Below are 23,701 nucleotides of genomic sequence, written 5' to 3' on the forward strand. Positions count from 1 at the left end.
AATGGCTCGGGCCACGATCTCGGCGGGTTCGGCGACGGCGGTGCTGCCGGGGGCGTTGCGACGGGCGTTGGGGCGGCTCGACCGACGGATCCGGGCGTCGGCGACGATGCGCGGGCTGGGGGTGGTCTCGCTGATCTTGACGCTCGGCGCGGTGGCGGGGATGGCGGTCGATTTCGCCTGGGCGTTGCCACCAGTCGTGCGTTGGGCGATCTGGGCTGCGTGGCTCGGCGCCGGGACCTGGAGCCTCGGCCGCCTCGTGCTCCGGCCCCTCTTGAGGACAACCGACCCGCTCGAACTTGCGGCCGTCGCGGAACGTAGCCAGCCCGAGTTGGGTGAGCGGCTGACGGGGGCCGTTGGGCTGCTCCGCGTCGGTCGGGCCCACGGCTCGCCGGCCCTGATCGCCGCCCTGGTCGACGAGGTTACGGCACGGGTCGACGTGATCGACCCGGTGCGCACGGTCTCGTTGCGACTGGGGACCAGGTGGCTGGCCGCCGGGTTGATGACGCTGGGGCTCGTGGCGGCCCCCGGGGTTGTGCGCGCGGGGCCGTTCCGGTCGTTGGCGTGGCGGTTCCTGACCCCTTGGGCCAACCTCGAGCGCGTCGACCGCTTGATCCTGTCGGTCCGGCCCGGCGACCGCGTGGTGGCCCTGGGAGACGAGCTGACGATCTCGGCCGCGGTGCGGGCGAGGTTCGGTGGCCAGGCCCTGCCCGACGAAGCCTGGCTCGAGTGGCACGACGCGGGCGGCGCCCGTCGACTCGCCATGAGTGCGGAACCGCTCGAGCGTGGGGCGACTCCGGGTGGGGAGGAGCGGCCGTTCTCGGCGGTATTGCCGAGTGTCGCGGGTTCGCTCTCGTACCGGGTCGTGTGCGGGTCGGCGGCGAGCCGAACCTATCGGGTCAAAGCGGTCGAGCCCCCTGGGGTCGAGACGCTCTCGGCGAGGGTCGAGCCCCCATCATACACGAAGCTCTCGGCGACCCTGGCCCGAGATCCCTCGAAGATCGAGGCCTGGGAAGGGAGCCGGGTGATCCTGGAGGTCTCGTCCGGGAGGCCGTTGCGCTCGATCGAGATCGATTGGCCCAAGGTCTCGGGGCCGGTCGCGGTGCCCCTCGGCAACGACCGGACCATGGGCAAGGTGACGCTGGTCGCCGAAGCTTCGGGGGGGTATGGGATCCGACTCCTGGACGACGACGGCTTGGCCAGCCGCCCCGAGGCCCCTCGACGAGTGGTCGTGCGGGCGGATGCCCCGCCGGTCCTTGTCCTCCGCGAGTCGGAGCAGGCCAGGGACGCCCGCCCCGACGACACGCTCAGGGTCGACGGCTCGGCGCGCGACGACCTTGCGGTCGCGTCGGTCGAGCTGCATTATTCGATCCGACGGGCCGGGGCCAAAGACGACGAGGTGGGGACGGTCTCGGCGGCATGGAAGGGGCTGGGCTCATCCTCGACGCGGGGGAGGCTGGAGCTCCCGCTCGAGCGGCTCAAGCTCAAGCCGGGGGACGCCCTCGCGTATCGCGTGCGGGTCGCCGACAACCGGCCGGCGCCGAAAGGGCCGAATGTGGTGTGGTCGTCGCCCTCGACGCTGGCGATCGTCGCGGAGGCCGAGTCGCTCTCGGCGAGGCAGAGCCGCACCGAACGCCAGGGGTGGCAGGCGAGGCTCGACGCGTTGAAGGCCTCGGCGGCCGCCAACCGGAAGGAGACCGAACAGCTCCGCTACGCCGCCGACGCCGCCCAGCGCGGCAATGGGCCCTGGGGAGCCGAGCACCAGCAGGCGCTCGAACGCCGTGAGACTGAGGCCCGTGCCGAGGCCGATCAACTCCAGGTCCTCGCCAGGGACCTCGCCGCCGACCCTCGGTTGCGCACCCTGGCCCGCCCCGCGCGGCAGATCGCGGAGGTCGAGGCCGAGTCCGGCCGCGCCTTGCTCGAACAGGCGATGCGGCCGGCCGACGCGTCCCGGAGGTTCGCCGACCTCCGCCAGGCCGACGTGCGACTCGCCGCCGTCTCCCGGCGTCTCGAAGAGCTCCAGCAACAATTCGACGCCCTGACCCGGCGCGACGTCGACCACCAACGCCTCGAGGCCCTGGCGGACCGCGAGGGCGACATCGCCAGGAAGGCTGCCGAGAATGCGGCCGACCCGGCCCAGCTCGACCAGCTTCGCGCCGAGCAGGCGGCGGTGCAGGAGGATCTCGAAACCCTGCTCAAGTCGTCGCCGGAGCTCCGGGCCGAGGTCCTCGCCGCACAGGCCGAAGAGGCCAAGGCGCTCGCCGTCCGTGCCCGAGACCTGGCCGCCCGACAGCGCAAGGAAGCCCAGGACGCCACCGAGATGGAAGGGAAGGGGGGAGAGCTCCGGGCGCTTGCCGAGGCCCAGCGCACACTCGAGGACGACGCGCGTCGGCTCGCCCTCGAGGTCGACGATCCCCTCGCCGAGAACGGCCGGGGCCGCCTCGACCTGAAAGCGTTGCAACAGGCGATCGAGCCGCTCGACCGGGCTGACTTCGACCAGGCCCGGCAACGCCTCGAGAGGGCCGAGGCCGAGCTCCGCCGGCTGACCGGGGACCTCGAAGCCCTGCCGGGCGACCTCAAGGCCTTCGTCGCTCGCCTCGCCAGGCGCCAGGAGGCCCTGGGCGGGCAGGCCGTCGAAGCTGTCCGAAAGCTGACAGGCTCCCGCAATCCCACGGTTGCCGAGTCGGCCAGGCTGATCGAGGCGCTGAGGCCCCTGGCCGATCGGGAGCAGGCGATCGCCGGGTCTCTCGACGCGATCCGAGCCTCCGAAGTCGCCCGACCCGAGGCCGTCCGCAATGCTCCCCTCGACCTGGCCGAGGCCGCGACTCGTAGCGCTTCGAGGGCGTCGGAGGGGCTCCGGGCCCCGAACCCTTCGCAGGTCCGGGCGGGATTGGACGAGGCGTCGCGGGACATCAGGCGGCTCGCCGAGGCCTTGCCCGGTCCCCAGCAACTCGAGGCCAGGTCGCGCCAGCGGCTGGCGGAGGCGGCACGCGAGTCCGACGCGGTCGGGCGCGAGCTCGAGCCGCTCCTCCGAGAGGCCGGGCCGGTCGCGGGTCGGCCGTTCGACCCCGCGGCCGCGGCGGAGGCGTTGGCGGTCCGGCTGGCACCGGTTGCCGATCGGCAGGCCAGGGTCGCGGAGGCGGTCGCGGGCCTCGACGTCGAACCTCGCGCCGAGCCCCAGCGCGACCGCGCCGGACGTCGTGCGCGAGCCCTCGCCGAGACCCTAAAGGCGATCGTCGCCAAGGAGACCCCGCCCTCGAGGCGGCCGACCCTCATTACGCACGTGCGGAGCGAGCGGGCCGACGCCCTTGCGTCGCTCGAGCGGCTTTCCCGCAAGCTCCAAGGGGGAGCCTCGGCGGATGACCTTGCGGATGATCTGGCTATCGAGCAGGACGCGTTGCGGCGTTCCCTCGGGAGGCCGGAGGCGCGTGCCGACGTTGCCGCGGAGCAACGCCGGCTCGCCCTGGCGCTGCGGGCGCTCGACGTGCCCGATATGGCCGGTTGGCGTGACGAGGCGATTCGCGCCGCCGATCGCGCCGCGCTGGCCCTGGCCGACCGGGCCTCGACGCCCGACCCGGGTGTGGCCGTCGGTGCGGCCGTGGAGGCTATCCGGGCCCTCTCGGATCGCCTGGCCGATCGCCTCACGCCTCGAGCTCGGGTTCAGGCCCTGGCGAGGGCCCAGCGCGCCCTGGAGGGCCCAGGAGTGGACGCCGATCCGGCCGAGGCGGCTCGGCAACAGCGTTCGATCTTCGACGACCTCGCCCGGCTCCCCCTCCTCGAGAAGGGCGTTGCCGAGGAGGCGACCCGCCGCGCCGTCGAGCTGGCCGAGCAGGGGCTTCAAGCGGGATCACCCGCGGGTCCGAGCAAGCCTGGAGCCGCCGCGCTCGCCGGAGCTCGGGCACGGGCCTCGGAGGCGATCGAGTCGCTCGCGGCCAGGGCCTCGGCCGATCCGATTCGAACGGGTGCGAAGCCTGCCGAAGTCGTGGTCGACCCCGAGCTCGGGGTGGGGCCGAGGCAGACCGTTGCGGCGGGAGATCTCGCCAGGCGTGAGCGTCGGATCCGCGAACGTTTGCAAGGCCTCCTGGGCGAGCGTGCCGGGCCGCAACAGGACCTGAGTCGCGAGTCGGCCGCGCTCGGTCGACAGGTCGCCGACCTTCGCGAGCGGGGGCGACCGCTCGGCGACCAGGGCCAGGGCCCCGCCCAGGAGGCGGCCCAGCTCCTCGGCGAGCAGGCCCCGCGCGCCATGAACCAAGGGGCCGAGCAACTCGCCCAGGCCCGCCCCTCGGCCGCTCGAGACGCCCAACGTCGCGCCGCAGAGTTGGCCGAACGGGGGGCGCAGCGGGTCGAGGACCTCGCCGCCGCCCTTCGTTCCGCGCTCCCCGCCGACGCCAAGGACGCCCCGCCGAGCCCCCTCGACGCGGCCCGCGAAGCGATGCGTCAGGCCTCTCGCCAGCTCGAGCAGTCCAGGAACCCTTCGTTCGACTCTGGAGCCCATGCGGCACAGCAAGCCATGTCCCAGGCCGCCCAGGGCCTCCACGCCGCGGCCCAGGGGCAGGGTCAGGGGCAAGGGCAAGAAGGTGAAGCCTCCGGCTCCGAGCCTCGCGACGGGCCTCCTTCTGATGGCCCTGCCGTCGCCGGCCCCGCCCGCGACCCGCAAGGCAAGGCGGCCGGCCAGGCCACGCCCAGCCTCGAAGAGCTCAAAGGTCTCGTCCGCTCCAAGTCCGGCCGCAAGTGGGGCGAGCTTCCCGGCCACCTCCGCTCCGAGATCCTCCAGATGTCCAACGGCCGCTATCGCGACGACTACTCCCGACTCATCCAGCTCTACTTCCGCGAAATCGCCGCCGACGCGGACAAACCCCGATGATCGGGCCACGAGGCGAGTCGAAGTCTGGAATCGAACGATTCGCCACAAAGGCACGATGGCACAAAGGTGGGAACCACGAAGGAACGAACTTGGCTCAAGGAGCGAAATCGGTGCTGGACCTCTTGAATTGGGTAGCCCCGGTTGGCACAACCGGGGTCGCGCAGCGACAGGAGGCTTCCCGCCCACGATGCCGGTCTCTCCAGCGACGCTGTACATGGATCGAAGAGGAAGCGGGCAGGGACAAGGCGGAAGTCCACGCCTGGCGCTCCCGTTCAAGTTCGACGACTGGCCCATGTCCTCTTGTCGCTTCGCGACCCCGGTTGTGCCAACCGGGGCTACCCAATTCCTGCACGACCCACGTACGACTCCCCCACCTGATAGCACTGACTTCGCTCCATGAGCCAACAAACTCTCCTCTGCCCACCTGCTGGACAAATCAGCCCATTGCGGACTTTGGCTCAGACTCGCAAATATTGAAGACGTCGAGCGGTTTAAATGAAAGTTTGATGACTTTATGCTGTGGTTGTGTCCCATGGTGGGTCGGCTTAGCGTTCCTGCTGTCGTTCGTCGGCCTAGCCGGGGCGCAGGAGCCGTCGCGAGACAAGACGCCAGGGCCTTCGACGCCGATGATGGACGCGGCGGTGGTCCGGGCCCTCGAGTATCTGAAGTCGGCGCAGAAGCCGGACGGGGCGTGGGAGTCGGGGGGATTCGGCCGGGCGACGTCGGTCACATCCTTGGCGGTGATGGCGTATTTGGCGGCGGGGCACCTGCCCGGCGAGCCCGGGCCGTATGGCGAGGTGATCGAGAAGGGGGTGCGCTACGTCCTCGAGCATCAGCGCGCCAACGGCATGCTCGTCTCGAACGCGAGCCACGGCCCGATGTACTGCCACGGGATCAGCACCCTGATGCTCGCGGAGGTCGTCGGGATGATCGCCGACCCTGCGTTGGCTCAGAAGGCCCGCGAGGGATTGGCCAAGGCGGTCCGGTTGATCCTCCTCTCGCAGGGCGTCCCCAAGAACCCCGAGAACTCGGGCGGCTGGCGGTATCAGCCGACGAGCCGGGACAGCGACCTGAGCGTCACCGGCTGGCAGCTCATGGCGCTCCGGGCCGCGAAGTCGGCCGGATGCGCGGTCCCGGCCGAGAACATCGACCGGGCCGTCGAGTACGTCAAGGCCTGCGCGGTCCGCGACGGCGGCGGATTCAGCTACCAGCCCGGGGGTAGCCCGAACAACCCGAGGACGGGCACCGGGATCCTCGCCCTGGAGATCTGCGGCGAGCATCTGACACCCGAGGCCCTTGCGGGCGCCGAGTATTTGCTCAAGCATCCGCCGCGATGGACGGCCCCGTACTTCTTCTACGAGGTGTACTACGCCCCCCTGGCCATGTTCCAGATGGGCGACAAATATTTCCTGGGGTATTACCCTCGGCTCGTCCAGATCCTCCTCGAGCACCAGCAAACGGACGGGAGTTGGCTCTCGACCGACGGCAACGACCGCACCGGAGGCCGGAATTACTGCACAGCCATGGCCGTTCTCGCCCTGGCGGTCGAATATCGGTATCTGCCGATCTACCAGAGATAACCGCCGAGCCGGAGGGGCCCGAGAACCGCCGGCCTCGAGCACGATGGTCTGGACGCCGCGAAATATTATCGTAGCCTCGCACGAATGACCCATCGTCCTTGATCCGCGGCCCGTGGGCGTCGTACCGAAGGTGGGATGGAGACGCGGCCGAGGGTCAGGGCCTTTTTCCAAGATCCAGGGGGTTCGATGGCCGGCGAATACGGAGATGTGTACAAGAGTCCGGAGACGTTCACGCCCGAGGGCCCGCCGCCGAAGGCCGGACGCGGCTGCTTCTTCTATGGCTGCCTCTTCTCGGCCCTATTATCGGTCGTGGCCGTGGTGGGTATCGCGCTGGTCGGGTTCTTCGGCTACCGCTTCGCGATGAAGCTCGTCGAGGACAATACGTCGACCACGCCGAAGACCCTGCCGAAGGTCCAGATGACCGAGGAGCAACGCAAGACGCTCGACGACCGCGTCGCGGCCTTCAAGAAGGCCCTGGACGACGGTGAGGACGCCGAACCGCTCGTGCTGACGGCCGACGAGTTGAATGCGGTCGTGGCCGAGCATGGTAAGACCGAAGGCCGCGTGTATTTCAGCATCGAGGGAGAGAAGCTGAACGGCGAAGTCAGCCTGCCGCTCGACGAACTCGGCTTCAAAGGCCGCTTCTTCAACGGCAAGGCGACATTCCGGGCCGCCCTCGAAGCGGGTCGGCTTGTCGTGTTCGCCGACTCGCTCGAAGTGAACGGCCGCCCCTTGCCCGACCAGTTCATGGCCGGTCTCCGCAACGAGAACCTCGCCAAGGATGTCGCGAAAGATCCCAAGAACGCCGCGGTCCTCGAGAAGCTGAAGACGATCGTGATCAAGGACGGCAAGATCGTCATCACCGCCAAGCCGAAGGACGAGCGGCCGTCGAAGGCCCCGGAACCGCCGAAGGCCGACGGCGAGCCGGCCAAGGACGCGACCCCCGCCCCGGCGGAGAAGCCCGAGACCAAGGACGCTCCCGCTGCGGAGAAGCCCGAGGCGAAGGAGGCTCCCGCCCCGAAGGAGGCGGCCCCGACGCCGTAAGGCGGCTGAGCATTCAGGAGTCGGATGTCAATTCGGCCGAGGCCAATCCTCTTCGGGGTTGGTCTCCGCTGATTTCTCATGTCTGGCGGCCTCCAGGATCGCTTCCCGGGGCGAAAGCCAGGTGGGGTGTACCGGACAAAGCCCGGGGAGCCTTCGCGCCGGGGAACCGGACGCAGAAGCTTCACCGGGCTTTGAATGTGAAAGGGGCGACTTGAGGCATCCGGAGACGCATGCCTCGCACCCGCCCAACGGGAATCGAGGCCTTGAGACGGAGGAGATTACTTGGATTTCGACCAGACGGAGAGCAACTCCTCGGATGCCTGCTGACGGACCCCGTTGTCGTTCAGGATGTCGTCGGTGGCGCGGAGGACCTCCTTCCGGTCGAAGACGATCGTCTCGGAGGCGCGGTCGTTGAAGCTGATGGTGATGTACTTATCGTTGGCGTCGCGGAGGAGCTCGACGAAGTGCCGCATGTTGCGGACGGGGGTGCCGTTGACATCCTTGACGACCTTCGTGAACGGGTTCGAGTATCCCTTGGAAATCAGGTGGGGGAACATCGGCGCGGAGACGACGACGAGCTCCTCGCCCTCGAACTTCGGCTTGTCCCCGCGTCGGGTCACGATCGGGCTGCCGATCATGCTGAAGATGTTGTAGAACCGCTCGCCGGCCCGCTCGAAGCCGCTGAGGAACTCGGTCGTCACCGGCGAGAAGACCAGTGGACCGTAGACGAAATAGGGCGGATACTGGCCCCGGAGCGACTCGATCAGCATGGTGTGCTTGGGGCTGACCGGGAGCTCGACGGTCATCGGCTTGCCTTGCCGGATCAGGCTCAAGGTGACCTTGCCGTCCTTCGCGAGCTTCTGGATCAGGTACTGGAACCGGAGCCGGAGGTTGTCCCGGATCTTCACCAGCCCGACGTTGTCGATCTCGTGGTCGCCGATCTTGGTGACGAGGTCCCACTCCTTGAGCGGGTAGGATTCGTCGTCGGAGTCGGGGCCGTGGACGACCATGCCGGTCACCTTCTTGTCGAGCCCGAGCTTGCCCCTGAGCGCGTCGTTCTCCAAGGTCTGGAGGACGTCGTGCATCGCGGGCTTGCCGTCATACTTGCCGTCGGCGACGTCCTTGAGGAAGAGGTCGATCTCCTCGCTCGGGATGATGTAGCCGATGTTGTCCGACTGGTTCAGGCGGCTGAAGATGAGCCCGATGAGCTTGTCGTTGACCAGGGCGGGGCCGCCGCTGTTGCCGGGGTTGATGGCGGCGTCGACCTGGATCCGCAGGCCGGCGGCGTTGTCGTTGTAGCCGGCGAACTCGATCCGGGAGACGATCCCCTTGGTGACCGACTGGCTCGCCCCCCCTTGGGGATAGCCGTAGACGAGCACCGACTCCTTGACCTCGGGGAGCTCCGTCGTCCTGGCCAGCGGCGGGCGTTTGTCGAAGAACGACTCGTCCTCGAGCTTGAGGACCGCCAGGTCCATGCCGGGGCTGACCGCCTCGACGGTCGCCACGAGCTTCTCGCTCGACTGGTACGACTCGACGAACAACTGGCTGGCGTACGAGACGACATGCGCGTTGGTCAGGATCCGCTTGCCTTCGATGACGACGCCGGTGCCGCTGACGTCGCGCGGGCTCTGCTTCGTCCAGGGGCGGATGATGTCGGGCAGGCGCATCGTCGCCGAGATCTTGACGACCGACTCGCGGATCGCGCCTTCGTCGGCGTCGGCCGCGAAGGCGGTCCATGGGGAGAGGGTCAGGAGCCAGGCCCCCGCCAGGGCCCAGACGATGCGCGTTTGGTTCATTGCGAAGTCTCGCCTTCCGGATCCGTGGGTAGCGATCGAGGAGGTATCCCGGCCGCGCCAGGGGATCAGCCCGGGCGGGCCTCCCCACGCCCGCCGGGGCGTGCGATCGGCCGGCCCACATCTTAACCCGCCCCAAGCCTCGGGTTAACACATTAGGAGCCGGTTTTCGCCCGGAGTGCTCCGGGGCAGTCGCAGGTCGCTCAAAGAGGAGAGGACTCATCACAAAGGCACAAAGGGAGGATTCCGACGGTTACGACTCGTTCTCGAGCCTCTTCCGCCAAGACTTTGAGCCTTAGTGGTGAGGTTTCAACAAGGGTGACCGGGCAGAACCCGGAGGTCTTCAGCGAAGAGTTTCCGAGTATTCCCCAGGTTTCGAGACGGGGTCGCTGGGCGAGATTTCTCTTTGATAGGATGATCGCTCGACGGGGACGCTCGCGACGGCGGCTATCTCGTCTGCGATCAAGTGTACCGAGGGAGGTCTTCCATCCTCGGATCTCTCGCCCAGACCGCTGGGTCTACTGCCGTGAGGTGGGCGGGAGCCCGCAAACCGTGGTAACCGGCGTTGGTGATTGCAGTAAATCCCATAAACTTTCGGAAAGTGTTTGGTTGTCAATATGGTTTGCCAGTTATGTCTTGTCGAAGAAGCGACGATGCACCCGGCCGACCAATTGTCTTTGGGGCGTGTTGTACACGCCCACTACTGCCCGATGTGCCAGTACGCGAAGAAACGCATTGTCACGCTCGACGAGAGCCACTACCCGAAGTTCTTGTTTACGCTGAAGCAATTTATGGTAGTCGTGGCGATTTTCGCCATTCCCAACGGCCTCCTCGCTTGGGTGATGAGGGGTGGCATCCTCCCGAAACCCAAGGATCCGGAGCTGGCCAGGCAACTGATCCTCTCCGCGTTTCTTGCAACGAATCTCTGCTTTTCCTTGGTCGTCATCCACGTCGTCCTGGCTGCTTGGCTTCGCAAGATGATATGGTACAAGAGAACAGGGGGCATCATACCGTATACGAAGCGGACGTCTCAGGAGGTTTCCAGTGCGAGAAATATTTTTGTGATGTCGTTTAATTTTGTATTTATGTCTAATATGATTACGTCGTTCGTCTTGGGAGGATTTAGAATTGGGAGGAGCCGGGAGGACGAGGTCTTTGTCGCGGTTGCGGTTTTGTTGGGCCTTGCGGCCCTGGCAGTGACCAGGGTTTCACCCGCGGCGAGAGCCTGGCTGCGCGCGTTCTGTGATGAGTGGCGGTGTGCGTCCGCGGCGGGCAGGATCTTGAAGATCCTCGCCTTTTCGACTTTGTTCTTGGTCAAAATCAATATCGACGAGATTCTTGCGGTGATGACTCGGTTGGGCCGCATTAGCCCCTGGCTGGTCCTTCCTGCCCTCCTGCTCGCCATCCTGGGGTATCGGACTATGTTCATGGCGTGCGAGGCGTCCTTGACTCGCCGTGCTTGAGCCGATCACGGCCGTCTCGAACGAGCGGCTGCATGACGCAGGTGTTGGATGTCCAAATCGTGCGAATCGCCGCTCGTGCCGAAGGCCACTCGGCGTGAGGGGTGGCCGTCGGCTCGAACGGCCGCTGCTCAGGCCAGGATCTCCTTGACCACCTTGCCGGCGACGTCGGTCAGGCGTTCGTTGCGGCCCTGGTGGAAGTAGGTCAGGAGCTCGTGGTCCATGCCGAGGAGGTGGAGGATCGTGGCGTGGAGGTCGTGGAGGTGGACCCGGTCGGTGACGGCTTCGAAGCCGAGGTCGTCGGTCTCGCCGTAGGCGATGCCGCCTTTGACGCCGCCGCCGGCCATCCACATGGAGAACCCATAAGGGTTGTGGTTGCGGCCGGGCTCGCCGGGGCCTTCGCTGAAGGGCATGCGGCCGAACTCGCCGCCCCAGACGACCAGGGTGCTGTCGAGGAGGCCTCGGCGGTCGAGGTCGGTGAGCAGGGCCGCGATCGGCTGGTCGACCTCGGCGCCGTGCTTGCCGTGGTTGGTCTCGATGCTGGTGTGGGCGTCCCAGGTGTCTTCCAGGTGGCCGCCGCCGGAGTAGAGCTGGACGAAGCGGACGCCGCGCTCGACCAGGCGTCGGGCGATCAGGCAGTTGCGGCCGAACTCGTCGGTGGGGGCCTTGCCGACGCCGTATTCATCGAGGGTCGCCGCCGACTCCTGGCTCAGGTCCACGGCCTTGGGCGTCGCCGCCTGCATGCGGTAGGCGAGCTCGTAGCTGTCGATCCGGGCCGCGAGCTCCTGGCCGCCGGGGCGCTCGTCGAGGTGTTCCTGGTTGAGCCGGGCGAGGAGGTCGAGCTGCTCACGCTGGGCCTTGTTGTCGAGGAACGCGGGGCCGCGGAGGTCGAGGATCGGGTCGCCGGTTGGGCGGAAGTGGGTGCCGGAGAAGGCGGCGGACATGAACCCGCTCGACCAGTTCGGCTGGCCGCTGATCGGCCCTCCGCGCTTGTCGAGTAGGACGACGTAGCCGGGAAGATCCTGGTTCTGGGTGCCCAGGCCGTAGACGGCCCAACTGCCGAGCGAGGGGCGACCGATGAAGGTCTTGCCCGTGTTCATGGCCACGAGCGCCGAGCCGTGCGCGTGGCTGTCGGTGTGGCACGACCGGATCACGGCGAGCTTGTCGGCGTGCTCGCGGACGCGGGGGAAGTAGTCGGAGATCAGGAGCCCGCTCTCGCCCCCCGGGCGGAACTTGCGGAAGGCGGGCGTGAGGTAGCCGACCTTCCGGCCCCCGGAATTGATGAACTTCTTCCCTTCGGGGAGCGGCTTCCCGGCGTACTTCTCGAGCAAGGGCTTGTAGTCGAACGTGTCGACCTGGCTCGGCCCGCCGTTCATCATCAGGAAGATGACGCTCTTCGCCTTGGTGCCGAAGTGGGGCGGCCGGGGGCTCAGCGGGTTCCCCGACTTCGACGCCTCGGCCGCGCGGAGGTGCCGGCCGAAGAACCCGTCGTCCGACAGCAGGGACGTGAGGGCGAGCCCGGCGAACCCGGCCCCCATCTCCCAGACGAATTCGCGGCGGGTCCGCCCGCAGGGGAAGGGGCCCGGCTGGTTGGGACGAGTGGACATCGCCGGCTCCTCAGTCGACGTAGAGGAATTCATTCGAGTTCATGAGCACGTGGCAGAGCGACGCCAGGGCGAGGACGCCGGGGTCGTCGCCCTGCGAGCGGTCGAGGCCGTATCGGGCCATCAGGTACTGCGTGACCGCCAGGCGTTCGGGCTCGGACAGGGGGCGGTCGAAGGCGATCAACTCGGCGAGGTCGCCGTGCCACCACTCGCCCTGGATGTTGCCCTGCTGGCCGACGACGTACGGGGTCGTGAGCACCCGAGTCGCGAGGGCATCGCCCTTGTGGGCGACCTCGGTGGCGTCGCGGTAGACGGTCGCGGTCGACGGCCTGGCGACGGCGGCGAGCAGCATGAGCTCCCGGCCGTCGCGTGAGGCACCCGGGGCGCTGAAGTCGTCGCTGAGGCGGACGGTGTCGGCCTCGGTGGTGCCGAAGAAGACCGAGGTCGTCGAGTTTCCGGCGGCGCCGTCCCAGTTGGAGAAGAGGGTGCGGTGCCCTTCGCGGCCACGGTCGTCGGCCACGGCGAAGAGGGTGAAGGTCTGCGAGGTCAGGACCTGGCCGGCCAACTCGAGGAAATCCCCGCGGCCATCGAACCGGACGACCGGCCGGCCGAGTTGGGCGTCGAGCATCGGGTAGGGCCGGGCCGCGGGGTCGGCCTGCGAGGCGTGGTGGTTGCGCCCCGAGCGGTCGGCCCAGGTGCCGACGCGGCCGTTTTCGTCGACGGCGATCCCGTCATCGGCCCGCAGGTAAAGGGCGAGGCCGTCGCGGATCGGGAGCTCGTCGGGGGCGGCCAGTCGTCGGTCTTCCACCCGCCTCGCGAAGTGGGCGGCCTGGCGCGCGAGGTGTTCCAGGGCCGTGGCGACCTCGCCGGGCTTCGGATCGCGGCGGAGCACGCGACGCCAGGTCTCGCGGACCCGGCCCTCGGGGTCGGACGTCTCGCCGCCGATGCGACGGGCGAGGGCCTCGCTCTGCTCGTGGATGAAGCTGTTGTTCATCAACGCGAGGGCCTGGGGGGCGACCAGGGTTACGTCGCGTTGGCCGCACGGCAGGGTCGTGTCGGGCATATCGAACGCCGTCATCAAGGGCGAGAGCAGCCCGCGCTTGGTGAAGGCGTAGATGCCGCGTCGGAGGCGCTGTTCGGGGGGCGAAGGGGTCCAGGCGTTGCCCTTCGTGGAGAGCCCCTCGAGGGCGTCCGGGGAGATCTCCGGGAAGAAGCTCGGCCCCTCGAGTCGAGACAGGTCGAGCCGGCCGCTCGCGGCGAGCAGGGCGTCGCGCAAGGGCTCTGCCTCGAGGCGACGGCGCTCGGCCCGCCACCAGAGGCGGTTGCCGGAGTCGGCCTGGTTGTACTCGGCCTGGCGGGGGTGGAGCGAAGACTGGCGGTAGGCCGACGACATCAGGAGGGCCTTGTGCAACGGCTTCGACTTCCATCCCCCTTCGATCAACTCGGCCGCGAGCCAGTCGAGGAGTTCGGGATGCGTGGCGCGGTCGCCGGTGAAGCCGAAGTTGTCGGGCGAGCGGACGAGTCCCTGCCCGAAGTGGTGCTGCCAGAGCCGGTTGACCCAGACGCGGGCTGTCAGCGGATTTCGGGGGTCGGTGATCCACCGGGCGAGCTGGAGTCGGCGCGTCGAAGTCTTGGAGTCGGCGGGCGGGGGCGTGAACGGTCGGTCGAGCGCCGGGACCATCGAAAGCTGACCTGGCTCGACGACGCCGACGGGCCGGTTGGGATCCCCCTTCTTGAGGAGGTGCAGGGGAGGGGCCTCTCGGCCTCGGTCGGTCCAGCCGAAGACGTCGTATCCGAGTGTCTTCTTGTCGGGGCCGCCGAGCAGCTCCCGAGGGCCTGGCTCGATGAAGCCTGCCCAGAAGGCCGAGGCCATCCGGTAGTAGTCGGTCTGGCGGATCGGGTCGAACTTGTGGTCGTGGCAGCGGGCGCACTTGACCGTCATGGCCAGGAAGGCCGTGCTGGTCGCGTGCACCATGTCTTCGAGCCGCTCGTACTTATATTCTTGCGGGTCGTTCGGCTCGTCGTTCCAGGTCCCCAACTGCAGGAATGCGGTCGCGACGACGGACTGCTCGGTCTTATCGGGAAGCTCGTCCCCGGCGAGCTGCTCGAGCACGAAGCGGTCGTAGGGCATGTCTTCGTTGAGGGCGCGGACGACCCAGTCGCGATATTTCCAAACGCCCGGCTTGGTCTGGTCTCGCTCGTACCCGCTGGTCTCGGCGAAGCGGGCGACGTCGAGCCAGAAGCGGGCCCAGCGCTCGCCGTAATGCGGCGAGGCGAGCAGTCGGTCGACCAGTCGCTCGTAGGCGTCGGGGGCCTCATCGGCGGCGAACGCCTCGATCTCCTCGAAGCTCGGCGCGAGGCCGAGTAGGTCGACCGAGACGCGGCGGATCAGGGTGCGGCGGTCGGCCGTCGGGGCGAACGTCCACCCCTTCTTCTCCAGCCCGGCGACGATGAAGGCGTCGACGGGGTTGGCGACGCGGTCCTTCGACCGGACCGCCGGGACCTCCGGGCGCTTGACCGGCTGGAGCGACCACCAGTCGCGCCCGCCGTGGTTCTGGCGGGTCGCCTCGAACGGGTCGAGCACGCGACCTTCGGGCCAACCAGCGCCCCCGGCCACCCACGCCTTGAGCCGTTCGACGTCTTCGGGGGGCAGGGCCCGCGACTTCCCTTGCTTCTTCGGCGGCATCTCGCCGTCGACGACGCGCTGGATCAGGAAGCTCTCCTCGACGTTCCCCGGGACGACGGCCGCGCCGTTCTCTCCTCCGGCCCGCAGCCCGTTTCGGGTCGTCAGGTCGAGGCCGCCGGCCTTCTCGGTCGCGTTGTGGCACTCGAGGCATTCGTTCAGGAAGATCGGCGCGACGGAACGCTCGAAGTTCGGGGCCGGCTCCGCCCCTCGGGACGCGGTCGCCAGCAGCGCGGCGACGATCCCGACCCAGGCCGGTCGGAGACAAGTCAGTGCATGGCGAGCCATGCCGGGACGCCGGGCGGTCGGATGAGTCTTAATGTCGAGGCCTCCCCCACGGGTCTTGACCCCGGCTCCTCGGCCGATCGAGCCTTCGCTCGGCTTGCCGAGTTCCGGGGGACCTTGGCTGGCGCGGAGTTCCGTTGAATCCTTGACTGGGGATGATGGGCGACCCGGCCGGAACCGCGTCATCGCCGATCCCGGCGACCCCACGTCCCGGCCGCATCGTCGCCCTCATTATGCCAAGGGAGGCGACCGAAGGCCAGCATCCCCGGGCCTCAAATTTGAGAAATGTCAAACAGTTCAGGGCCGCCCATGCCCCCATCGACTTTGAGAGGGGCAAGGAGCGGTGGTCGCTTCGCGGTCGCGAGCGAGAGTAGGATTGGGGCGGAGGAGTGGTGTGGCGAGTCGATGGGTCTGTCGACGGTCACGGAAGTGGTCTAATCCAGCCGGACGTCGAGGTTTACTTCTTTCTCGTCGTTCCGGATGATGCGGGATTCGAAGTCCGCGTGTCCATGCGCCTTGATCTGGACCTTATAAGCGGGACTCGACTTCTTGAGGTTGAGGGTGTACTCGTCTTTGAGATCCCTTCGTTCTTCCCCTGGCAAACGTTGGGTCTTTCCGGTCGAGGGGTCGACGGTTTGAACCCCGAGCGAATATGGGGCGACCGCCTGTCCCGTCTTCGAGTCGAGGACTTTGACGTTGATTGTCAAGCACGGCTCGAACGCGACCACCGTCTCACCGTCGGAGGGATTGAGGGACTGTTCGAGCTCGAGGTATCCCTTCTTGGAGAACGATAGGGAGGCTCCCGACTCGTGCGCTCCGTCCCAGGCGAAACGCCCTTCGGCGTCCGTCCAAAGTCGTATGCTTTCTGATTTGTATTTGCGTGCCATGCGATTGGGAATACAGATGAAAGCGTTGACGACTGGTTTCTGCTGTTCATCGAGGACCCGGCCTCGGATCGTCCGGCCCCGAGCCAGTCGGATCTCGACGGGGGTTCGGGAGGTCTGGACGGTCCATTCGGTGCAGGCGTAGCCCTTCGCCGAGATGCCCAGGAGGATGCTATCATCCGGGGAGAAACGGAAACGGAAGAGGCCCTCGGCGTCCGAGGTGGTGCGCCGCAGATTGTCGAGGAACGTTGCGCCCTTCGTCGCGTCCACGAGGTCCGCTCCGGCAATCGGGTGGCCCTCATCGTCGACGACTTTTCCCGTGACCTCGACGCCCTTGACCATCACCTGCTGGTCCGAGAACGATTTGAGGTCGGGCAGCTTAGGATGTCGGAGGCCGGGGCCGGCGAGGCTCACCGTGCTCCCGGAGACGAAGTCGGGGTGGACCAGTTGGAGGTTGAACTTCGAGGCGTCGGGCGAGACGGCCGCGCAACGCCACCGTCCCTGGGCGTCGGTGGTGACGGGCACTTCGTAGGTGATTTCCGTCCCCACGGCGATCTTCGGCAACGTCCTTGGCTCGGCGTAACCCGAGACCGTGACGATGACCTCGGTCCCTACGATCGGGTGCCCCTGCTCGTCGACGACCGTGCCCCCGATCGGCATCCCGGGGCGAAGCCGGACGGTCAGGGGCTCATCGCGCCGACGTTTGGACGAGGCGTCGAGCTGATGGCGTTGCGGGACATAACCGTCCTTGCGGACCTCTAGGTGCGTATCCCAATCGTCGATCGTCGGGTAGGACACGAGCAGGCGTCCGTCCGCGTTGGTCGGGAAGGTGCGAAACTGGTTGTCGATGTTCACCAGGACGATGGCCTGGGCATCGGGGATCGGGAGCGCGGTGGCGTCGTCGACGACCCGCAGGTTGAGGACGTGCCATTGGGCCGTCACCGGGGGCACACCGTCGAACGCCCGCTTCAATGCTGGGCGGGCCGGTGTATTGTCGGGCGCGTCCTTGGGCGGCTCCGGGGTGTCGGGCCCGGCGAGTCCGACGCCGCCCGCTGCGACCAGGCCGAGGACGAGCCCGGCGGCGGCGAATCCTCTGAGTTTCGCGACGATCATTTGAGTCAATCCCCAACGGACCATCCGCGCGACGGAGTCCGGGACCTCCCCGGTCGTGGCCCTTTCGGCGAACCGGATGGCCGCGCGAGCGGTGGCACCGGCCGAAAGGGGGATCGTCGTCGCGGATGCGTCGCGGGCGCCGGAGGCCGACACCGCCCATGAGCTGATGACGGCCGGCATCACGCCGCGGTCGACCAGCCGTCTCCGCAGCCGATCTCGGCCGCGGTACAACCGGGTCTGGAGGGTGCGCAGCGGACAACCGACCTGGTCCGCCGCTTGTTCGTGTGTGAGCCCTTCGAGGTCACACAGGACGATCGCCGTCCGAGCGTGGCCGGGCAGTCGTTCGAGCTCCTCGAAGATTTCCGGCCAGCCTCGGGTCTCGTCCGGGGCTTCGGTTGACTTGAGCCGGTCTGCGCCGAGCTCGGCGGATCGTCGTTCGTGGATCTTGCGGCGGAGGGCGGCGCGGCGGGCCCGGGCCGCGACCCGTTGCGCGGTCCCGAAGAGCCAGTTGGCCAGCGCCTCGCGCCTGCGGACGGTGCCGGCCTTCCGGGCGAGGATGAGGAAGGTCGCCTGGGCGGCGTCGTGGGCGTCGTGGGGGTCGCCGAGCACTCGCCGGCAGACCCGGAGGACCATCGGCCCGTGGCGACGGACCAGGGCCTCGAACGCGACTTCGGACGACGCATCGCGTCGGAGGAAGCGTTCCAGCAAGACCCCGTCGTCCAGCCCGCCGAGTGTCCCCGAGTCCCAGAGGGTGCGGACCTCCTGGGCGACGCCCCTCACCTTGGCCTTCCCTGTCGCATTCCCATCGTGGTTTGGCTCTCGTTCTCCGTTTCTCGTTGGTCGTGTCGAAGGAGTAGTACCCGGTGGTCGGGGTGAATCCCTCAACAATTCTGAGAACCTCTCCCGAAACCTGTTTTTTTCTTAAAAAAACGGGTTTCTGTGGGAACAGACGACGACATCCCTAGTTGGGAGGGAGAGTCAACGTCGAGGGCCTCGGAAACCCGTATTTTAAGAAAAAACAGGTTTCGGGAGAGGTACTTACTTGCCCGAGGACTCGGGGTCGGCCGACACGTCGGGGATGACCATCAACCCTTCGCCGGCCACGCCGACCGTCCTGGTCCGGCCTTGTCGCCAGAGCTGGGCGGTCAGGGCGCAGACGACGGCGTCGAGCTGATGCTCCGAGGCCTTGGGGTGGTCCAGGCCGGGGACGAGCGGCTTCAATGCGCGGTGGATCTTGCGCCGGCCGGCGAGGGTGCGTTTCCCCTCGGAAGGGAGGCCGAGGAGGCGGAGGGTGGCATAGGGGTAGACTTCGAGCGGGTCGAAGCCGGCGACCCGCAAGGCGAGCGAGATCCGACGGCCTCGACGCGCCAAAACCTTGATCAACGCCGTGGCCAGCGTGGGGATGCCCATCCGGGCGAGCTCGCGCTCGAGCTGTCGGCTGCGAGTGCCGGGGTCGTGGCGGCAGGGGCACTCGTCGTCGAGGCAGCAGCGGCCCAGGGGGCGGGTCAGCGGGGCGTTGATCGCCACCGTCGCCCAGCGGCCCCCCGAGGTGGCCAGCCGCATCACGTCCACGTCAGATCCGGCGGAGGTCAGGGCCTCGAGCCTCCCGTCGCGGAGGATCGCCACCCCCGTCTCCCGGTGCTCGACCCCCGCGAGGTCGATCCCCACGCAGACCACCGGCCGCGCTCGGCGAACCCTCGGCGCGGGCTTCGCGGGCGTCGGCTTCTTCGTCCCGGCCATCGTCCGAACCAGGCCTCTCGAACTCGACCCCGACGGCCGCACCGCCGGGCCGTCGTCCCCTCGAGTTATTGTAATAACATGTTACTCGATTTTGAAGAGTCGGGCAAGTCCCGTCAAGCCTGTGGAGTTCCCGTCAGGCCGCGGAAAAGTTTGCGCGTTCGGCGTATCTTCGGTGGTCGCCCATCGCGATCGCGGAGGATTTCGTCACGAGGACTGGGTGAGTTGAGGTATGATGAGATAAAGATGCAATGGTTTAAATAGGTCGTTGTGCATGGCCGGGTCGGAGGCCGTGTCCGGGCCGTGTGGATCGCCCGCGGCCTGGCGCACTGGGCGACCGTGAGGCGTCGGGAATCCTCGGTATTCTTACGATGATTACAAGGTTAGTAAGGATTCCCAATCTTTTGGTTTTTTGATGCGACCCCTTGCACGGTCCGTCGATTTATCCATAATGTCGGCCTGTCGACCCCCGCGTCGTCGAGGGGCGGAGTTCCCGGGTTGCGAGTCATTCCCGAAGGCGAAGGAGGATTCCCGATGGCCGGCACGATGATGATGGATCGGAGCGCGATGACGGGCATGAGCGGGATGGGCACGGGGTCGATGAGCTCGACCGGCATGGGCATGCCGACCGGCATGAACATGATGATGGTCCCCCGGTGCACGATGACGATGGAGAAGTGCGCCGGCGGCATGATGATGACCTGCACGAGCGACGATCCCATGGCCTGCAGCATGATGCAGAACCTCTGCACCATGATGGCCGGCGGGATGTGCTCCTGCTGCATGATGATGAATGGGATGATGGTGTGCTGCTGTAACATGATGATGGGTATGTGCAAGTGTGAGATGACCGACAAGGGCGTCAAGATCACCTGCACGAGCGGCGACAAGGCCTGCTGCGACATGATCCAGGCCTGCTGCGACTGCATGTCCACCATGATGAAGGCCGGCTGCACCTGCTGCGTCATGATGAACAACACCCCCGTCTGCTGCGCCTGCTGAGCTCGGTTCGATTCGAGGCCGGGCCCTCGCCCGGGTCGCGGCCTACTTCGATTCAGGTTCTCCGCGAAGGCCTGGTCGGGACGACTTCGTCCCGGCCGGGCCTGCGTCGCTTCGAAGGTCGGTCGAGCTTGCTGGCAGACTTGCACCGAGGTTTACTCATGGTTTCTTCACCGCGCGACGTGCCAGGACCTGCACACGTCCGAGCCCGAGGTCGTCAAGTGGTGTGCTTTTTTTGCCCTCGAAGCTCCTTGATGTTTCCGTTTCGCAACAGCGTGCCGCGAAAATCGATCAAAATTGGCGTGAACCGGGGGTGGTGGGCGACTCCGCTTGTCCCCATTCAGACTCGGCCCCTAAATAGAGCCTTGTGGTGACTTGCCCGGCCGGACGTCCTTAGTCCGAGCGATATTTGATGCAAGTTTCGAAGGCCACGTGGGTTCGATGAAAATGATGCGCTCACTTGTATTTGCTTCCCTCGCCGGCCTCTCCCTCATGGTTTCCGACGTCAACGCTCGCGTCATCCCCCTCCAATCTTCCAGCGCCGATCCCGAGTCCCTCGACCCGAGCCTGGTCTCTCGCTTCGATCTCGCCGGAGTCGGCTCGGGCCGCTCGGAAGTCGTCGCGTCCGACGACCTCTCGACCGTCTCCGCGGCCGAGGTCGAGGTCAGCCTGGCCGCCGGGCCTCCCGCAACCGTCGTCGAGAACCTGGGGGCGGTCCAAGCTTCCGAAGCCGGTTCCCCGGCCGTATCGGGTGCGCGGTCGTCGTCCAAGCACGCGGCTGCCCCTCAGGTGGTCCACACCGCGGCCGGTCGCAGGCATGCGGTAGGGATCGCTCCTGCCACGAGCCGAGAGGTTGCGACGGCGTCCGCCGACGATCCGCCGAAAAAAGCCCTCCTCTTCACCTTCCCGAGCGCCGAGGAATGCAAGCTCCTCATCCTTGCCCTCGTCGGTGGTGGCGTCGTCGGCCTCTTCTTCCGAGGCCGCCTGCTCCAGGAACGCCAGGCCTCGCTGGCCCTCCTGGACTGAGGCCTCGGCCTTGGACTATTCCCCGGCCGTCGACAATTGGCCGAAGGTAGGGAGAGTCTGCCCAGGTCATCTTTTGACGTGACCTGGCCTGTCGATCACGGGCCTCAGTCAATACGAACGGGCTGTCGACGGTCGCCTTCGAAGCGATGCGTCGATCGTCTCGGCGACCACTGATGATCGGCCGGAGGGCCGGTCACGGCAGGCCCGCGCGCTTCTTCAGGATCCACTCGGCCGTCAGGATGGCGAAGAACGCCAGGAGGGCGCCCGGGTGATCCCAGAGGGGTGTTTCCTCGATGCGCAAGGCCTGCCGGGTCTGGGAGCGGAGTAGGGCGGGTAGCTCATCGGCCTCGTAGTCGGCGAGGACTCGGCCGCCGGTGGCCTTGGCGAGCCGGTCCAGGGACGCACGATCGGCGGCGATCTCAACACGCTCGGAGGTCTCGCGGCCGACGACCTCCAGGGTCGCTTGCGGGACGGCCTTGTCGTCATTCAGGTGCAACGCCCCGGCGAGCGTGGGGACGTCGAGTCGGACGAGGTAGGAGCCGAAGGGCAGGGGCGGGGCCGTCCCTTCGAACGCCCGAGGTTGGCCGGCGACACCTCGCAAGGGGATGATGGCGACGGCGTCGCCGGTCGGTTGATTCGTCTTCGGGTCGGCCTTGTAGACCCGAGCGGCGAGGAGGAGGTCGGGGCCGACGCCGGGGACCCCCTCGACGATCCTCGCCCGCAAGAGTGCGGTTTCGCCCTCGGAGACCTTCGGGCGAGTCGGGCCGAACCGAACGTGGGCATTGCCCGAGGCGAGCCGACCCGAGGACGCCCATCGCACTACCTGGCCCCAGAACCGGTGGTGGTAAGTGTCGCCGGAGCGAAATCGCCAGCGCCAGGTGCTGTCGGTGCCGACCCAGAGCACTTTCCCCAGGCCGTAGGGTTGGGCGGCGATCACCGCGCCGGGCTCCTCGCGAGATGAGGCGAGGGTCGCGGCCCCGGGCTTGACCTTGCCCGCGAGGACGCGGGGGAGCCGAGGGAGTCCTTGCCAGGCGGCGAGGTTTTGGGTGGGGTCGGTGGTGAGCTGGAACATCGGCCAGGCGTTCGCGTCGGTGAGGGCCGTCGAGGCCGGGAGGACCGTGACCCCTTGCGGCAGGCTTGGGTGCGCGGGGTCGGACGCGGTCGAGGCCGGCAGGACGGGGCGGGGATCCGAAACCGGGCGAAGTCGCCGGGCGGCCTCCGACGGAGGGGTGGACGCGGCTCGAGGGCCCGGCCCGAGGATCAAGGTCCCGCCCCGGTCGGAGACATAAGACTCGAGGCGCGTCCAGGCTTCGGCGTCGAGGTCGGCCGGGGCGACGTCCCCCACGACGATCGCGTCGAAGTTCCCGAGCGGGTCGGGGAGCTTCGCCGAAGGCTCGGGCCGGGCGGGGAGGGTCTTGCCGTAGGTCGGCGGGGCCGAGGTGCCCGCGAGTTCCGGCTGGTGGAAGACGACCGCGTCGAGCTGGACCCGAGGGTCGCGCGCGAGGGCGTTGCGGAGGTAGCGGAACTCCCAGCCCGCCTCGCCGTCGACCAGCAGGACGCGGGCCCTGTCGTCGGCGACCTGCACCGAGGCCGTCCGCCGGTCGTTGTCGGGCCGAGCGTCCCCCTCCAGGGGGGCGACGGCCACGGTCAAGGGGATCGTTCCGAGCTGGTCCATGGGGACCCGGAACGCGACGACCGGACGCGAGCCGTCGTCGGCGGCCCGGACGGTCTGCCGGATCGGCGTGGCCCCGGGGCGTTCGAGCGTCACGGCGACCTCTCGGCCGGCATACCCGTCGAGCTTCAGGGTCGCCTCGACGTTGGCCACGTCCCCCTTGTAAACGCCCTCGGGGGCCTTGATGGAGGCGACCGCCGCGTCACGAGGGGGGGCCGTCGAGCCGATCGCGACCGGGTAGACCGGGATCCCCCGCGCCGCCAGGCGGTCGACCGTCGCGGAGGCGTCGTCCGGGGCGTTGCGCCGGCCGTCGGTCAGGAGCACGACCCCGAGCACCGGCGCCTCGGCCTCACTCAACGCCCTGGCCAGGGCCGGCTCCCAGTCCGTCGTCAGGGCCGAAGGGTCATCGGCTTTCCCCGAGTTCTTGAGCGATTCGGATAGGGCCGAGAGGGTCGTCGGCAAGGTCTCTCGCGCGAATGCGACCGCCTCGACCGCGTGGTCCCCGGCGAGCTTCCCGACGGGCGAGCCGCCCGCGGCCAGGAGTCGTCGGGCGACCTCGCGCCTCGACAGCCCGTCGAGGGGTGTCTCGGGCTCGAGCCCCAGCACCTTTGCGAGTTGGGCCTTCTCCGCGGCTGACCGGCCCGGGTCGGCCGTCGCCATGCTCTCCGAGACGTCGACCGCGACGACCACCCGCCCCTTGACCGTCTCGCGGTACGACCGCGTCGCGATCGGCTCGAAGAGCGAGAGTACCAGGACGCCCGCCGCCGCCAGGCGAAGGCCCAGGAGCCAGAGCCCGACCCGCCTCGAAACCAGCCGACGTTCCTCGCGATACAGGACCAGGACGAGGACCAACGCCACCACACCGACGCCGATCCAGAACCACCCCAGCCGAGTGCCTGCCAACAGGAGCCGACGTCCCCCGAATATGTCGAACGTCATGAATCCGATTTCCATTCGTCA

The 23,701-nt window shown here is 67.8% G+C and carries 12 protein-coding genes; 6 read left to right on the forward strand and 6 right to left on the reverse strand.

Annotated elements, in window-relative coordinates:
* Position 1: 1 nt before the first annotated feature.
* From ACYOEI_RS34840 to ACYOEI_RS34850, 3 genes are all read left to right on the forward strand, one after another.
* Positions 2–4,861: a coiled-coil domain-containing protein gene (locus tag ACYOEI_RS34840; protein ID WP_462854852.1), complete on the forward strand. Its 4,860-nt coding sequence runs from the start codon at positions 2–4 to the stop codon at positions 4,859–4,861.
* A 506-nt stretch (positions 4,862–5,367) separates the two neighbouring features.
* Positions 5,368–6,441 (forward strand): prenyltransferase/squalene oxidase repeat-containing protein, encoded by a 1,074-nt coding sequence (locus tag ACYOEI_RS34845; RefSeq protein ID WP_462854853.1) that lies wholly within the window; start codon positions 5,368–5,370, stop codon positions 6,439–6,441.
* Between the two features lie 186 nt (positions 6,442–6,627).
* On the forward strand, positions 6,628–7,485 hold the full coding sequence (locus ACYOEI_RS34850) for a hypothetical protein (RefSeq protein ID WP_462854855.1): 858 nt from the start codon (positions 6,628–6,630) through the stop codon (positions 7,483–7,485).
* A 278-nt stretch (positions 7,486–7,763) separates the two neighbouring features.
* Here the strand turns inward: ACYOEI_RS34850 and ACYOEI_RS34855 are convergent, their stop codons facing one another.
* Positions 7,764–9,281, reverse strand: a complete 1,518-nt coding sequence (locus ACYOEI_RS34855) for a S1C family serine protease (protein WP_462854856.1) — start codon at positions 9,279–9,281, stop codon at positions 7,764–7,766.
* Between the two features lie 650 nt (positions 9,282–9,931).
* On the opposite strand from ACYOEI_RS34855, the gene ACYOEI_RS34860 reads away from it, so the two are divergent.
* Positions 9,932–10,741 (forward strand): hypothetical protein, encoded by an 810-nt coding sequence (locus ACYOEI_RS34860; protein WP_462854857.1) that lies wholly within the window; start codon positions 9,932–9,934, stop codon positions 10,739–10,741.
* Between the two features lie 128 nt (positions 10,742–10,869).
* On the opposite strand, the gene ACYOEI_RS34865 is transcribed toward ACYOEI_RS34860, so the two are convergent.
* The 4 genes from ACYOEI_RS34865 to ACYOEI_RS34880 form a co-directional block, all read right to left on the reverse strand.
* Positions 10,870–12,345 (reverse strand): DUF1501 domain-containing protein, encoded by a 1,476-nt coding sequence (locus ACYOEI_RS34865; protein ID WP_462854859.1) that lies wholly within the window; start codon positions 12,343–12,345, stop codon positions 10,870–10,872.
* 10 nt (positions 12,346–12,355) lie between these two features.
* Positions 12,356–15,496, reverse strand: a complete 3,141-nt coding sequence (locus tag ACYOEI_RS34870) for a DUF1553 domain-containing protein (RefSeq protein ID WP_462854860.1) — start codon at positions 15,494–15,496, stop codon at positions 12,356–12,358.
* A 248-nt stretch (positions 15,497–15,744) separates the two neighbouring features.
* Entirely contained in the window at positions 15,745–18,087 is a 2,343-nt protein-coding gene (locus ACYOEI_RS34875; RefSeq protein WP_462854861.1) for a sigma-70 family RNA polymerase sigma factor, read from the reverse strand.
* Between the two features lie 258 nt (positions 18,088–18,345).
* The gene (locus tag ACYOEI_RS34880; RefSeq protein WP_462854862.1) at positions 18,346–19,047 is read right to left on the reverse strand and encodes a DUF429 domain-containing protein; all 702 of its coding nucleotides are present in this window, start codon (positions 19,045–19,047) and stop codon (positions 18,346–18,348) included.
* 531 nt (positions 19,048–19,578) lie between these two features.
* On the opposite strand from ACYOEI_RS34880, the gene ACYOEI_RS34885 reads away from it, so the two are divergent.
* Both ACYOEI_RS34885 and ACYOEI_RS34890 read left to right on the forward strand, forming a co-directional pair.
* A complete protein-coding gene (locus tag ACYOEI_RS34885; RefSeq protein WP_462854864.1) occupies positions 19,579–20,046 on the forward strand; it encodes a hypothetical protein in 468 nt (155 codons plus the stop codon).
* Positions 20,047–20,490: 444 nt separating this feature from the next.
* A complete protein-coding gene (locus tag ACYOEI_RS34890) occupies positions 20,491–21,069 on the forward strand; it encodes a hypothetical protein (protein ID WP_462854865.1) in 579 nt (192 codons plus the stop codon).
* 193 nt (positions 21,070–21,262) lie between these two features.
* Here ACYOEI_RS34890 and ACYOEI_RS34895 read toward each other — a convergent pair whose 3' ends face one another.
* Positions 21,263–23,680 (reverse strand): hypothetical protein, encoded by a 2,418-nt coding sequence (locus ACYOEI_RS34895; protein WP_462854867.1) that lies wholly within the window; start codon positions 23,678–23,680, stop codon positions 21,263–21,265.
* Between the last annotated feature and the right edge of the window lie 21 nt (positions 23,681–23,701).

This window comes from Singulisphaera rosea, assembly GCF_054877945.1.